We start from the raw sequence: 15,096 nt of genomic DNA, 5'->3' as shown, positions 1-15,096 counted from the left end.
CCCTAAGCAATTTTTGAAGGTCTAAATTATGGGAATAAAATTTCTATTTTCATTCAACGGTACTCCAAAAGATCCGGTAATAGAATCAGACAATATAGAAATAAGATATGATGGTGACAGAGGTCAGAGTCTCTGTTTTCGCAAGAAAGAAACCCCCATAACGAAAGAGCTTTTGGAAGAAGCAGTTGAGATGATGCGCTCACTGAACCCAAAGAGCGATGAGATTCATATAAAAACCAAAGAACTCGCTGAAAACGTATCCCTGCTTCCCGAATCCATTACTTCAGTTGTTTATTGGGATAGCTACATTAACAGCTCGAGTGATTTGAGTAAGAAAGTCAGGGAAGAGCTGGCTGAGCAATCCCAAAAGGCGTGTATTGCGCTTTTAAAAAAGCTGCCCAGATATGTAACCAAGGTTGAAATTTGTACTGGCAAAAAATGGAAAGATGCAGATGAAGTGATTAAGGCTATTCCAGCGCATGTTACTTATTTTAAAGTGAATGCGGATGTGATTAAAGACTGTACTTTTGATGAGCTGTTAAAATTTTTTAGCTGTTTCCCTAAGCAAATGCAAGAAATCCACCTTTTAGGTGATATCTGTGATAACAATCTTGCTATTGGAGATAGGGCATTACGTAATTTGATTATCAAGTTGCCACTTTCTGTGAAAACCCTTTCTGTTCCAAGCGGCGACTGTAGTGTTTTCAATCATCAAGAAGAAAAACAAATAAATCTGGATGACTACAGAAAAAAAGAGTATTTCCCTGAAAGCTATTTTGAACTGACGCACTCATCTACGGAAGATTTATTTCATAAAGCGAAAAATCTTTTAAATGATTACACAAAAAATACCAGCAACGTCCCCGGGTTGACTCTATTCGCTACTTTTCATTGGCGGCGGCATCATGTGGATGCAGTCAATCAAATCCTGAAAGATAGTAACTCTCTAGATGATTTGTTGGTGCGTCTCAACCAAATTGAAACGCAAAAGGACTTTAATCCTACAGGTTCCTTAGCGCGCCGCATTCACTATATAAAATATGTGCAATATCAGGAGCAACACAATATGATTGAACAGCCTGACAATCTCAATTCCTTCAATATTTCTTAATTTTGGTGTGTTGGAGTCTGGTTGTTTGCAAGCAGGCTACGTGCGCCTAACATTCTTGAAGCTTTTCTAATTGACTTTCAATGCTAGGTTGGGTGCTGAAGGGAGTAGAAAAGGTTTGAGCCAAGTTAAAATGAGCGGGGTCAAAAAAATAGGCTTCTCGTCTTATATAAATCGGATAATTTTATTATGAAATACATAAAAAAAGAACAGGACAAATATTCCTAATAGAGTCGTTAGCTTCGCTGCATATATAGGACGACCAAATAAAATTAAAGATTTTATCGCCCAGGTAAGGCTTAAATTCCACTAATTTCTTCGTCTACGTAGTGCTTAATTTCTTCGTCTACGTACCGCGCTTTATGCGCGGTATCCAGGGGATCTTGCTATAGAAATGCTCAGCGGCATCTTAAAATATCGTTCTGGATACCGCGCATAAAGCGCGGTACGTAGAGAAATTTAAGCGGTACGTAGAGAAATTTAAAATGAAAAACTGACGATCCCTCCGGTTCATATTGCCCCAAAGATTTTATGGTGACTTCTTTTTCCCTGATAAATATGTAATGGTGTAAGTAATCAGATTTCTTGATTAAAATGAGCGGAAAGACTTGTAATTAAATAATTTGGTTTTTGAAAATCTCTATGCCTAAAAAAAATACTGCGTTTGGAAATTCTTTTTTTAAACATCTCATAGAAGAGCAACGGTTTTTAACTAAGCCCGATGCTGCCTTTGAGTGGGATGAGATGCTTGCTGAAAAAGAGACTCGCATAAAAATAAAAAGGGATCCAGACCATCACGTATTCTTTGCTTACATTGAGTTTCGATTTGCATACAGCCATGCCAAACTCTTTGATGTCAAATTAAGGAAGGCAAATTCAAGTGCGGGGGAACATTTAGAAACTCGAGAAACCTTGCAATATTTTGTTAGACAGGATATCAGCAAACACGGTTCTCAAGACGCTCGAATTCATGCTTTTCATCGATGGGTTGATACTGCAATCATGTTAAGGAAAAGACATAATTATGAAGGATATTTTTTAGTGCGCGATACATTAATGGAAATGGATAGAGTGAGCCAATTAACAAAAAATAAGGCTTTTAAACCCTATCTTAAAATGTACAATCAACTAGTAAAAGTCGATGCGACACTCATCGATGAACAATTAAGAGCAGATTATAGCAAAATTCCTCTGAACGATTTTGCAAACCCAGACGGGTTTTCCAAGAGCGGAAAGGCTAGTCCAAACCTTAAAGCATTTTTAGAGGGTAGAAAGTACTTAGAAGCTCATCTTAAAAGGGAAATAAAGGAAGCTCAAGGAGACGCTAAAGTTAAGGCTTTTTGCCGATGGATTGATATAGCAATCGCTCTAAGGAAAAAGCATAATTATGAGGGATATTTTCTGGTGATTACGAATTTGCGCTTGATAGATAGAGTAACTGAAAATGAAGATTTTCCAAGATCTTATCTTAAAACGTACATTAAACTCCTTGAACATGCGGATCCTTCCATCAATTTTGTAAAACTTAGGACTTTATGGAATAAAGATACATCTCCTAATAAATTAAAATCTACTTTCTACTGGTCTAAAGAATTAACGAATCTTAATGAGCAAATTGAGAATGCGTATACTCCTGACATACAAGCGTCCATGCTGCGAGAAAAAAATAAAAAGCTTGCTGATATCGCTAAAGAGCAGCAAAGCTTTGCAGATGGAACGAAGATATATTCGAGTAACATACCGCAGCATTTGGAAATTAAATTTGCACAGATGCAGGAAGATTACAATTATAGTCTAAAAGCAAAAGCAGCCGTTTCAGTTAGTTCTACTATGTAACAATAATAAATCTTTCTATTTCATAGCAAGATATTTAAAAACGATCTGCTCACATAGGCATGGAGGGGTGTTTTCCCTGATGCTATTAGCTGAATTAACTCCATTACGATGAATAGCTGTTTCCTTTAAATCAACTAGAATAAATACAAATAATCAATTTTTCATGGATGATATTATGAAAATGAGACTGGAAATAATTCCTGCAATGCAAATATTAGAATACCCTGCTAATGAGGAAGGTGTCTGTTTTGGCATAGAAAATATGGCGATCCAGGCAGCAGTGAGGGGGAAATTTGACCAATTTCAAAAACGGATGGAATTCATTCATAGTTATGAGGATGATTTGTCCTTTTCTAATGATGTAGATCTTGCCGAGACAGTGAGATTAAAGAAACACGAAATATCAAAAAAATTCTGGAAATGGGAATGGAATACTTTAAACGAGAATGAAAAACAATTAGAAGCGAATAAGGCAGACATGTTATGCAGTATTCGCCCTTTTTTTGATGGAATTGAGTCATACATGCAAGGCTACTTATATCCCGAATTGTTTGAGGTTAACCAGGCTCCAAAAAAACAAGATGCTCTAATATCAAGTCAACTTGTTGCTGAAAACTCTAAGGAAATGGAACCATTTGATAAAATAATGGTTGCTCATGATAAAACCTCATTAACAGAATATTTGAATAGGTTATGCTCCCTAAAAAATAATTCCATTGAAGGAATGGCGATAGGGTTAAATGCCTATCAACATGGAATGGCATTGGTTAGAAATAAGGGGCAATGGGCACTCGTTAATCATGATGAAATAATATCCTTTGAAAATAATGAAGCATGTGCGCAGGCTATAATAGAGCGATTATCTACTAATAATAATGCAGTGTTCTCTATGACCTTTCATCCTGGGCTGTTTACAAAGCCAAAAGAGATAAAGGAGCTAAATCGAGTAGAAGAAAATAAACTATTGGAAATGAATAAGTTAACGGATTCAAAAGGAGTTAATATTTTATCTTTGGCTACAGCCAGAGAGGATTTAAATCTTATCACTTACTTATTGGAGAATGGGGCTGATGTGAACGGGGATGGAGAGAGTCCTTTATTCGTTGCGGCGAGACTAGGTAACGATACATTAGCTGAGCTGTTCTTGAAAAAAAAAGCTGATCCAGATAGTGCCAATAAGGAATCTGAAACCCCCTTATTAAAAGCAGTAAAAAGGGGTGATAACAGGATGGTAGAATTATTATTAAGCTATGATGCTGATATCAATAAGTCGAACAAAGATGAGGAAAGTCCTTTATTGATTGCTGTGAGTAATGGTAATCATTCCCTTGCAGAAATGCTCCTTAAAAATGGGGCATTATTAGAGCTAGAAGATCAAACTAATACGCCCATATTGAAAGCAATAGAAAATGCTGATGTTAAAATGGTAAAATTATTGGTCCAATATGGGGTTGATATCAATCAGCCAAGTTCCATTTTTAATACCACCCCTCTTGAAAAAGCCGTGGAAAATAAAAACCTTGAGATGGTCCAACTACTCATATCGCTTGGTGCTGATCCCTATATTAAAAATATTAGTTCTGATGATGGGAAAGTGAATGCACTCGATCTGTTATTTTCTAATTACACAATGAATAATATGATTATTATGGAAGACAGGATTCTGTATGAATTGATGCCAGAAGATGAAACAGAAAGACGGAATATTCTCAACCAGATCGCTGAACGATTCTCAGAAATGAATCATGACATGGAATTTGTTAATAAAGAAGATTGTGTTAATTATTTTCTGAAGCGAATTTCCATGGCTGAAGAATTTGAAACCAAGTTGAAGAGCAAACTTGTAGATGAGGTATTAAACGAAATAGGTGATGTGGACATAGTGATAAATTCAGTTGAGCCTTCGCTAGATCCAGTGCAAGCCAAAAACAGAGCACCTGAAACAGATAAAATAAACTGCCAAACGCTAAGGCAAACGTTAACCTCATTCAGAGAATCACAAAATAGAGACAAAAACAGTGATGAAGATATAGACAGAAGCAGTGATGAAGATGGAGAGAGCGTGCATCTGTCTTAATAGGGCATTCTAATTAAAAAAGCTACAAAATATCCCTTAAGCGATACGATACTACGGTGTGTGTTCACTCAAATAATGGGCTTTACGGCTGGACTTTTATCTAATATTTAGGGCTCTTTACCCTTTACTATAACGTTACTCAAGAAGGGTACGAGCAGTAAGCAATGAGTTTGGCTATATCTACGGTCAGGCCCTGAATTTTGAATCGAGTAAAAATTCTGGATGTAAAACCATCATTCAAAATTCAAGGCCTGACCCCATCTACGTTCCACATTTATAATGTCTTGAGTCCTTCCTCAATAATAGAAAGTCCAATTTCCAAATCGTTTACAGCAGTAGAAAGCGGCATGAGAAGACGAACTACATTTCCGTATCCTCCGCAGCTGAGAATTACGAGCCCATGCTCTAAGCAAAATCGTGTTAATTTGTCTGCTGCTACTTTATTGGGTTTCTTTGTGCTTTTATCTTCCACCAGTTCGATCGCTTGCATAACACCTAAACCACGAAAATCACCTACTATTTTATATTTTTCCTTAAATCTAGAAAGCTTGGAATGAAGTACTTTTGAAAGATTGGTGACATGGTTCAAAAGCCGCCCCTCTTCAAAGATTTTGAATACTTCAAGAGCTGCTGCACAACTTAGTGGATTTCCTCCAAAAGTTCCGCCCAACCCGCCTACCATGGCAGCATCCATCATTTCAGCTTTGCCTGTTACAGCAGCGATCACTGTTCCACCACCGAGCCCCTTTGCTGATACTGTAAGATCAGGCTCCACTCCCATTGTCTCCATTGCAAATAGATTCCCAGTACGCCCGAAACCAGATTGAATTTCATCTGCAATGAAAACAATTTGGTTTGCTGTACAAAATTCACGAAGTTTTTGTAAAAATGGAACTGGAAACTGTATGAATCCCCCCTCGCCTAAAACGGGTTCTAAAATCACTGCGGCGGTATTTTCAACACCCACACGAAAATTAACAAGTTCGGATAAATCATTGAAACATTCTTCGACACAATTTTTTCCCTGCCAACGATACTCATAGGGAATGGGCGCACGATGAATTTCTGAGAGAAATGGACCAAATCCATGCTTGTAGGGTTTATTCTTTGCTGTAAGTGCCATAGCCATGTAAGTGCGGCCATGGTATGCATGATCAAAACAAATCACTGCTTGCTTTCCGGTATAAGCTCGAGCAATTTTAATCGCATTTTCTACAGCTTCAGCCCCTGAATTCAACAGGATTGATTTTTTTTCAAATCGTCCGGGAGTGTGATAATTTAATTTCTCACATACATTGATATAGCCCTCATAAGGAAGAATATTAAAACTCGTATGCATGAATTTTTCCGCTTGAGCTTTAATTGCATTGACTATCGCATCAGGGCAGTGCCCTGTATTTACCACGCCAATTCCAGATGAAAAATCCAAAAATACATTTCCATCTACATCCTCTACAAATGATCCTTTTGCGCGTTCAACAAAGATAGGAGTCGCGTGAAACGGACCCCGTGCCACATGTTTATAACGCTGTTCCATCAATATTTTTGATTTTGGTCCCGGTATTTGTGTTTTAATATTTATTTGATTCATTAGTACCATCCAATTGGTGCATCATCTAGATTAATATTCACTTGCTTGATTTCAAGATAGCTTTCAATTCCATATAAACCTAACTCACGACCTGCCCCACTTTGTTTGTATCCACCCCAAGGCATTTCATTATGGGTTGGATGGTAATGGTTTACCCAAAGAATTCCGGCACGAATTTGAGAGGTCACGCGATGAGCACGAGTAAGGTCCTTAGTCCACACAGCTGCTGCTAGACCATACTCGGTATCGTTAGCAATTTGAACTGCTTCTTCTTCAGTATCAAAAGGGATGACTGCGAGTACCGGACCAAAAATTTCTTCTCGAGCGATGCGCATTACGGGCATCACCTCATCAAAAATAGTTGGCTCAAAAAAATTTCCTTTTTCAAAAGCTTTACCTGTAGGACGTTTTCCGCCACAGATCAATTTTGCACCTTCATCAATCCCTATCTTGATGTAATGTTCTATTTTTTCACGATGAGCGCGTGAAACCAGTGGGCCCATTTTTACTCCATCATCTAAACCATGACCTAGTTTGATATTTGGGATTTTTTCCAACATTCCAGCCACGATTTTTTTGTGAATAGAACGCTCAACGATTAAGCGGGAGCCAGAAGAACATACCTCGCCTTGATTGGCGAACGCACCAAAAAGAGCACCATCAATTGCCATCTCCAGATCACAGTCTGCAAATACAATATTTGGATTTTTTCCACCCAGTTCTAATGATATTCGTTTCAAATTTCCCGTTGCGGCCTGCATTATTTTTTTGCCGGTAACGGTTCCGCCGGTAAATGCAACTTTATCCACCATTGAATTGGTTGATAATTCTTCACCTACTCCCACACCAGGGCCCGTAACGAGATTCACTACACCCGCTGGAAATCCACATTGATCAATCAGTTTGAATAACTCAAGTGCCGTTATTGGTGTCAGTTCTGAGGGCTTTAATATTACGGTATTTCCTGCTGCAAGGGCTGGAGCAAGCTTCCAAGCAGCCATAAGTAAGGGGAAATTCCAGGGAATGATTTGTCCGCACACCCCTATAGGTTCACGTACAACATAACTAAAAGAGTTCGCTGGAACCGACATCGTTTCGCCATGAATTTTAGTAGCGAGGCCTGCGTAAAATTCAAAACAATTGGCTGCATCGGTTACATCATATTCAGCTTCTGCCAAAGGTTTTCCACAATTTCGCGTTTCCAGTTCTGCTAGCATTTTTGCATTGGCACGGATCAAATCGGCAATCTTGAATAAAAGTTTACTTCGATCAAGCGCTGAGGTTTTTTTCCAATCACCTTCATCAAAAGCTCTTCGCGCAGCCTGGATCGCAATCACAACATCTTCTTTGCTACTTTCTGGAACTTTTGCAATCAATTCCCCATTACCTGGATCAATAATATCGCGAGTGGCTCCGCTTTTGGCTGAAGTAAATTTCCCATCAATATACATTTCATAACGTTTCATTTATTAAGTCCCTTTTATTGAGTGTCATAAGATCATTATAACTCCGACTTTACATTCCTGATTATTTTGATCCTATGATTATATTAAGTTAAAATTTCAAATCAGATTATTTTTGTGAACTATACTTAAAATAAAAAGTGAGGTAATTAAATTTAAACCAATAAAAACTCTGAAGTTAGTTATTAATACCTGTACTTTAAACAATTATCAATAGAGCTCCTATTGAGCTTCTATTTGAAGGGTGATTTATGGATAAATCCGCGACTCAAATAATATATAAAAATAAAATTCTAATTCTTGGATTCGGTAGTATTGGCCAAGCAATATTACCTCTTTTATTCCAATATTTTAAATTAGATCCGTCTCAAATTCACATCCTATCAAAACATAATTTTGGTGCCGATGTGGCACAAAAATATAACGCTTCATTCAAGGAAATTGCGGTTACAGAAAAGAACTATCAAGAACTCTTGTCCTCTATTCTTGAACCTGGTGATTTTTTGTTAAATTTATCCGTAGGCGTATCTAGTATTGATTTAATAAAATATTGCCATTTAAATAAAATCTTATATTTGGATGCCGCCGCTGAATGTTGGGAAGAAAGGTATAGTGATAATAGTCAACTACTTTCTAATTATGCTTTGCGTGATGCTACGCTGCAACTTAAAAAGCACGGGCCTACTGCAGTATTAAGACATGGTGCCAATCCTGGATTAGTATCCCATTTTCTTAAACAAGCCTTATGGAACGTGGCAAAAGATAATAAGTGGGAAGGCGATTTACCACAAAAAGCCGTGGAATGGGCTCAATTGGCTCACGATCTTGATATAAAAACCATACATATTTCTGAACGTGATACGCAAATCTCCTCTCAAGTTAAAAAAGAGAATGAATTTATAAATACATGGTCAGTAGATGCTTTAATTTCTGAAGCGCTTCGACCTGCTGAACTAGGCTGGGGAAGTCATGAGCGGCATTGGCCGCATGATGCAAATCATTATAACTTCGGTTCAAATTGTGGAATATATCTGAGTCAGCCGGGAGCAGAGACCCAAGTCCGTACTTGGACCCCCTCTGGCCCGATTAATGGGTTTTTAATTACTCACACAGAGTCTTTATCTATTGCAGAATATTTAACTTTAAAAAAAGATAATAAAGTGTATTACAGACCAACCGTTCATTATGCTTATCATCCCTGCTCCGATGCTATTTTATCTTTAAAAGAGCTTGTACAAAGAAAATACATCCCGCAAAAAGAAAAACGAATTATTTTAAAAGAAATTATTGATGGAACTGATGAGCTCGGAGTTTTATTAATGGGAAATAAAAAAGGGGCTTATTGGTATGGTTCTCGTCTCTCCATACACGAAGCTAAAAAATTAGCGAACCATAATAATGCTACAAGCTTACAAGTCGCCGCAGGTGTTTTATCGGGTATGATTTGGGCCATTAATAATCCAGAATGTGGAATTATAGAGCCTGAAGATATGGATCATGAGTATATTTTGAGTTTAGCTTTACCCTACCTTGGTTACGTTGGTGGTTATTATACAGATTGGACTCCTCTAAAGGACAAAAATAATTCAAATACAGACCTTGATCAAAGTGATCCTTGGCAGTTTATTAATATTCGAATTAATGAGGCCGGATAAAAATCTTTAAATAGTTCCAAGAAACCTGGAGTTAAGTCATTAACTAAAAGAGAAATCTATTTGTACACAATGCTCCCAGAGTCGTCGTGACTCCTGGAAGCGTAAATTACAGTTAGAGAAATCCCCCTAAATGAATCGAAATTTATTAAAAACATGTTGCTTATTTTTATCAATAACGCTATTTGTAACTTCTCTGTTTCTGCCTGCAGCTGTTATACCTGAGATTGAACGAGGTCTATACCAAATAAACTACGGGTATGAAATTTTTTGCTTCGGCTGGTTGGGTTTAATATCCTGGCAGCCAGCCTGGCTAGCAAACCCATTTTATGTAATGGCTCTACTCACTTATGGCTCCAAAAAGAGCTATGTGTTTGCTTCATTAAGTTTTTTTCTTGCTTTATTTTCCCCTTTTATCTTGGTGGTAAAATTGTTAATCGGTTTTTATATATGGCTTGGCAGCATTGTTATCTTGCTTTATGGAGTTAATTTACATGAAAGGCGTTTGTAATTAAGTAGTAGGATAAATGTGAGACCAAAGCTCAACCTATGTATCATTTAGGTGAGAATGGGGAAATGCCACACTTGCTAGTGATGTTTCTATCTTTAAAATTTAGGTAATTCTACTTTTGTGTCTTTTTCATCTTTAGATTTATCTAATGACCTACCTAAAGTTTGTTTTATTTCTTTAAATTTTGTAACAATGCTCGATAGAGAAGATTGTATCGAAACTTGATCTAATAAATCCGTTGGTGGTAAATCAGGTGAAGATTCTTGCTGGGGTGTGGTTATCTCAAAACATTCTGTTATTTGCGTTTGGAATTGTTGAACGTACATGCGTTTTTCTTTATCAACATGACCCAGATTATTGAGTTCATCTACAACGGATGCTAACAGTTTATGATCAGCGTCGTCTTTAATATAAGAAGGCGTTTCACTTTTTAAAGAATTAAAATCATACTGCCTGTCTTCTGGAGTATCAAATAGAATATATCCTTTTCCTTTTTTTTGCATTACTGATTTATATGGCCAGCCTTTCGCATTCGACCAATCAGATAAAATCAGTCCATGTACCCCCGCCATGCTAAATGAATCAATTTGCCCTGCTGAATTTTGTTTTTTATCTGATGGTTCAAGAAAAGGTGTGGTCACGTGAAGTTCGATATCGTCAGTTAATTCTCCTAGGGGGTTAGAAACTTCGTGTGGTTTTAACCGTATGGATGAACCAAAATCAATCAATGTAACTTTTTTAGTGGTGGGATCAAAAAATATATTTTCTAGTTTTAAATCCAGATGGTATATATTTTTAGCATGTAAATTCAGTACAGCTTGGTTTATTGAATGGATTAATGAAAGCCGCTCTTGAATTGGGAGATCAGGATTACTCGCTAAGTACTTATCAAGGGGTAAACCAGGTGCTTTAGTCGATTTAATATAAACTTTTTGCTTGTCTTCGTCGATAAATAAACCGGCATTTTTATCCCCAGAAGCACGAAGCATCTCATATTCATGTTGAGCGCTTTTTTTTAGTTTCTCCCAAGCCTGCTGTGGAGCTTCTTCACTATAATGATCCAAATGAGGTGCACAAACTTTAATGACACATTCATTGTTTTTTCCTAATGGCTGATAAACATATTGACCCGAGCTATCTTTTTTATAAACTACAGGAAGAACTTTTACCTTATGTCCCAGTGAACCCTCGCCAATCTTATCTTTAACTACTAAATACTCATCGTTAAATTTAACTAACGCATTAGTTAATTGTATTTTTTTGCCTTGAACTTCATATGTTGTTTTTAAAATGGGAATTTCGGTAACGCCTCCACTATGATCAAGTTTTTTGTTGGTTTTGCCCGTGATTGTTTTGGAAATTTTATGGTGTTCTTTCTCAGCATGTTTTTGTTCTTCTTGTGCTATTAACATACCTATAAGTTTTTTTTCAGACTTATTTTTAGGATGAGCAGGATCGATGATGCTAGAACTTTTCAACCCGTTTAAAATTTTTTTCATTCTCATATCAGGCACTAAAAATAAGACAACCATTCTTTAAAATATAGCCGATTCCAGGAAAATTACAGAATAAATAGGTGCTTTAGTGGAAGATTCGAAATAAAATTTGTCTTTTCTCAAGGGATTTATTCTGAACATCCTTTGTTAGTCCTTCATATCCCCTTGTCCTTAATACCTGCAAAGTATCAGGTGCTTGCAAGCTGGATTTACCCGAAACAATGAAACACTGCTATGTGCCGATGAGAAAAATGTGTAATTATGTTAGGGATTATTATTGGAAAAAATTCTTAACTAATAAAGGTATAAACGTTAAGTCAAAGTTCCGCCTCCCTGCGGTTTGGAACACATAGGGATTCAATAGAAAACCCTGATTGCGAGCAACCAGGCTTGTATCTACGAGGAAAAAATGACTGGACAAATTCTATTTAAACCACTTACTCCTTCCGATCTCGATCTATTATGCAGATGGTTTAAAAAACCACATGTTCTGGAATGGTGGAATGATCACCTTACACCAGAGCAAATTAAAGAGAAATATGGAACGCGCCTCGATGATGATGTTGTTTGTCCTTATATTGCTTATTTGAAAAACACGCCGATTGCATTTATTCAATATTATTGGGCGAGTAAAGTAGGAGAGGGATGGTGGCCGAATGAAGATGCAAATACAGTAGGTTTAGATCAATTTATTGGCGAGGAACATTATATCAATAAAGGCTTCGGCACTTTAATGATGAAAGAATTCATTCAATTTTTATTTCAAAACCCGCTTATTAAGAAAATTATTACTGAAGCGGATCCAAATAATTTACGCGCAAAGCGTTGTTATGAAAAAGCGGGATTTCATGAAATAGGTATCATAGACACGCCAGAGGGCAAGTCTATTTTAATGGAAATACTCAAAAAAGATAAATCATAAGCAAACCAGCCTGATTGGTTCCTAACTGTTAAAGCTCAACCTGGGTAAATATCGGGTTTAAAAACAACGATACCGATCATCCTCTTTTATTCAACTATAATAAAAAAGTAGGCAGATGTGCCACGAGTAAATAACGGAGGCAGCTATGCCGCAAGAGAGAGATGAAGAGAATAAAGATTGGCTCATTGAGTTAATGACAGAAACAGGATATCACCCTGATCCAGGAGGAATGTGTTTTGGCGTTGCCAATATGGGTATGCAAGCCATTCTCGCCGAAGAATTCGATCTATTTGAAACCCGTTTTCTAGATCTTATCGAGATTTACAGTGAACGTGTAGGTATTCGCCAGGTTATCGATATGGTGAAAGAAGAACGGGTAAATCCTACGAAGCAATTACAAGATGATGCAAAAAAATCGTTAATCACCACTTTAAACCTTGAAGACAAACTTCGCGAAATGAGGAAAGAATGGAGGGTTCATTTACTTCAAGTAGAAAAGATTGATTTCGCTAAATTAAAAGGGGAGCTCACCAACAAAGAAAATGAATTTTTATACGCTATTTTTTTAGACCAACAATTAGAAAACTGTAGGAATGAATTAGAAAAACTTAATATAGAGCTTACCAACCCAGAAGGTGATTATCTGGCATTTTTTGAAGGAGTGGAAATATATCAGCGACCTGGGTTGCACCGTCCTCTATTTGAAAAAGCAACGCAACTAAAGCAAGATACGCTACTCAGTGCTCCTCTTGTTCTTTCCAAAAAACTTGAGCAAAGTGGAGGCATCAGCAGAATAAGCACTTTCATCGGTGCCTATAATTCTGATGAGTTATTTAAATATTTCTCTACGCTTAAAAATGAATTGCAGGGAAGCAAAAAACCTATTGTCTTTATTCTTGGTAGTGCTGATCATGCCATTACAGTTGGATATGATCCGGCGGTGGATCAATGGCAATTTGTTAATAGTGGTCGTGAACCTGAACGTATCCCGGGGAATAATGTGCAAGAAATATCCCAGAGAGTTTTTAATGCATTTTCGACCGGCAGTCAGTGTGCCTTTGCAACCAGTGTTTATTGTAATAAAGCGAATGAGGAAGACTTTAAAACCCGTATGACTGCATGGGAAAAGCAACCTGAATTTCAAGAAATCCATAAAATCGATGCACAAAAAGCCAAACTGGCAGGCTCAAATTTGCTTCTCCTTGCTGCATCAGATAATGATCCCGTCATGGTTAAAAATCTTATAAAAGAGGGCGTTAATCCTGAGCTCGTAGCAGATGAAAAAGGGAATACGCCGATGTTAACTGCTGTGTGCTATAACCACATCGATGTTTTAAAAGAATTGCTTGCATGCCCAATCAAAATAACTTTGTCATTGGATGTTCAAGTTGATTCTTTGTATAAATTTGCTCGTGATGCTCAGGTAGATGAACACGTCATGGATGAATTAATTAAGAAAAAAATTGCCTTGGGTCAACCCAATGATTCCTCAGCGGTTTCTGTAACACTGCATGAACTGGCAACTGTGTTGGGTCATACTGAAATAAGTAATTTACTGGAGCAATATGAACAAAATAAACCGGCAAAAACAAGTTCTGATCCTTTCGCTTTTTTTAAGTCTGAAGAGTATCTAAGTAAACGGCCAGCGGTTGATACATCGAATCCTGAAGAGAAACCTGTTAGTCCTAATCCTTTTGATCAGCATCATTAGGAAAGCTACAAATCTAGAAAAAGGAGGAATCTAGCGAGAATTGATTCGTGCCAAACAATCATTTCGGTGTGACTCAATATTTTCTAGAAGAAATTAGTGCAACATTATAAAATGTAGCGATGTAGAACAACCGAGTCCTTTGGAAACAAAAATGATTTCAATGTTTGCAATCCCCAATTGTGATACCGTAAAAAAAGCGCGTACCTTCTTAGAGAAAAATAGAATTAATTATGAGTTTATCGATTTCAAAAAATCCCCACCAACAAAAGAACACATAAAAGCATGGAGTGATTATTTAGGTGAGCTTCCTATCAACAAAAAAGGAACGACGTACCGAAAATATAAAGACCATTATGAATCGTTGACCCCGTCGGAAAAAATAGATTTTATTATCGCAAATACTTCACTCATCAAGAGGCCTATTTTGGTAAAAAACGGCAAAACAATCGCAATGGGTTTTAACGAAGATCAATATAAAGAATTGATAACAAACTCTTAATGTTGGGTCAAAACGATCTGAGGTATCGTCAGTTTTTCATTTAAAATTTCTCTACGTACTGCTTCCTACGTACCGCGCTTTATGCGCGGTATCCAGAACGATATTTTAAGATGCCGCGGAGCATTTCTATAGCAAGACCCCCTGGATACCGCGCATAAAGCGCGGTACGTAGACGAGAAATTAAGCGCGGTAGGTAGGCGAAAAATTTAGTGGAGGTTTCTCAAAACTGA

At 37.2% G+C, this 15,096-nt stretch carries 11 protein-coding genes; 8 read left to right on the top strand and 3 right to left on the bottom strand.

All coding sequences use genetic code 11. From position 1 onward, the window contains the following. Nucleotides 1-28: 28 nt before the first annotated feature. The 3 genes from FOLKNPGA_RS16470 to FOLKNPGA_RS16460 all read left to right on the top strand — a co-directional run bounded on the left by FOLKNPGA_RS16470 (nt 29) and on the right by FOLKNPGA_RS16460 (nt 5,021). Nucleotides 29-1,111 (top strand): DUF5617 domain-containing protein, encoded by a 1,083-nt coding sequence (locus tag FOLKNPGA_RS16470; protein WP_182350908.1) that lies wholly within the window; start codon nt 29-31, stop codon nt 1,109-1,111. A gap of 639 nt (nt 1,112-1,750) precedes the next feature. Beyond that, the gene (locus FOLKNPGA_RS16465) at nt 1,751-2,944 is read left to right on the top strand and encodes a RasGEF domain-containing protein (RefSeq protein WP_182350907.1); all 1,194 of its coding nucleotides are present in this window, start codon (nt 1,751-1,753) and stop codon (nt 2,942-2,944) included. Nucleotides 2,945-3,119: 175 nt separating this feature from the next. After that, nucleotides 3,120-5,021: an ankyrin repeat domain-containing protein gene (locus FOLKNPGA_RS16460; RefSeq protein WP_182350906.1), complete on the top strand. Its 1,902-nt coding sequence runs from the start codon at nt 3,120-3,122 to the stop codon at nt 5,019-5,021. Between the two features lie 274 nt (nt 5,022-5,295). On the opposite strand, the gene FOLKNPGA_RS16455 is transcribed toward FOLKNPGA_RS16460, so the two are convergent. After that, nucleotides 5,296-6,612: an aspartate aminotransferase family protein gene (locus FOLKNPGA_RS16455; protein ID WP_182350905.1), complete on the bottom strand. Its 1,317-nt coding sequence runs from the start codon at nt 6,610-6,612 to the stop codon at nt 5,296-5,298. Next, the gene (locus FOLKNPGA_RS16450; protein ID WP_182350904.1) at nt 6,612-8,078 is read right to left on the bottom strand and encodes an aldehyde dehydrogenase family protein; all 1,467 of its coding nucleotides are present in this window, start codon (nt 8,076-8,078) and stop codon (nt 6,612-6,614) included. Before FOLKNPGA_RS16450 ends, FOLKNPGA_RS16455 begins: the two co-directional genes overlap by 1 nt. 248 nt (nt 8,079-8,326) lie before the next feature. Here FOLKNPGA_RS16450 and FOLKNPGA_RS16445 point away from each other — a divergent pair, with 248 nt between their 5' ends. Next, nucleotides 8,327-9,730: a saccharopine dehydrogenase C-terminal domain-containing protein gene (locus FOLKNPGA_RS16445; protein WP_182350903.1), complete on the top strand. Its 1,404-nt coding sequence runs from the start codon at nt 8,327-8,329 to the stop codon at nt 9,728-9,730. 130 nt (nt 9,731-9,860) lie between these two features. Beyond that, nucleotides 9,861-10,238, top strand: coding sequence for a hypothetical protein (locus tag FOLKNPGA_RS16440; protein ID WP_182350902.1), 378 nt, complete (start codon nt 9,861-9,863; stop codon nt 10,236-10,238). A 95-nt stretch (nt 10,239-10,333) separates the two neighbouring features. Here the strand turns inward: FOLKNPGA_RS16440 and FOLKNPGA_RS16435 are convergent, their stop codons facing one another. After that, nucleotides 10,334-11,737 carry a lipopolysaccharide kinase InaA family protein gene (locus FOLKNPGA_RS16435; RefSeq protein ID WP_182350901.1) on the bottom strand — a complete coding sequence of 468 codons (1,404 nt, stop codon included), beginning with the start codon at nt 11,735-11,737 and terminating at the stop codon, nt 10,334-10,336. 406 nt (nt 11,738-12,143) lie between these two features. On the opposite strand from FOLKNPGA_RS16435, the gene FOLKNPGA_RS16430 reads away from it, so the two are divergent. The 3 genes from FOLKNPGA_RS16430 to FOLKNPGA_RS16420 all read left to right on the top strand — a co-directional run bounded on the left by FOLKNPGA_RS16430 (nt 12,144) and on the right by FOLKNPGA_RS16420 (nt 14,866). After that, nucleotides 12,144-12,656, top strand: a complete 513-nt coding sequence (locus FOLKNPGA_RS16430; protein WP_182350900.1) for a GNAT family N-acetyltransferase — start codon at nt 12,144-12,146, stop codon at nt 12,654-12,656. Between the two features lie 145 nt (nt 12,657-12,801). Continuing rightward, a complete protein-coding gene (locus FOLKNPGA_RS16425) occupies nt 12,802-14,367 on the top strand; it encodes an ankyrin repeat domain-containing protein (RefSeq protein ID WP_182350899.1) in 1,566 nt (521 codons plus the stop codon). 151 nt (nt 14,368-14,518) lie between these two features. Next, nucleotides 14,519-14,866 (top strand): arsenate reductase family protein, encoded by a 348-nt coding sequence (locus FOLKNPGA_RS16420; protein WP_182350898.1) that lies wholly within the window; start codon nt 14,519-14,521, stop codon nt 14,864-14,866. Nucleotides 14,867-15,096 lie beyond the last annotated feature (230 nt).

It is taken from the genome of Legionella sp. PC1000, from assembly GCF_014109805.1.
GTDB lineage: Bacteria > Pseudomonadota > Gammaproteobacteria > Legionellales > Legionellaceae > Legionella > Legionella resiliens.
This window is presented reverse-complemented; position numbering and strand designations above follow the sequence as displayed.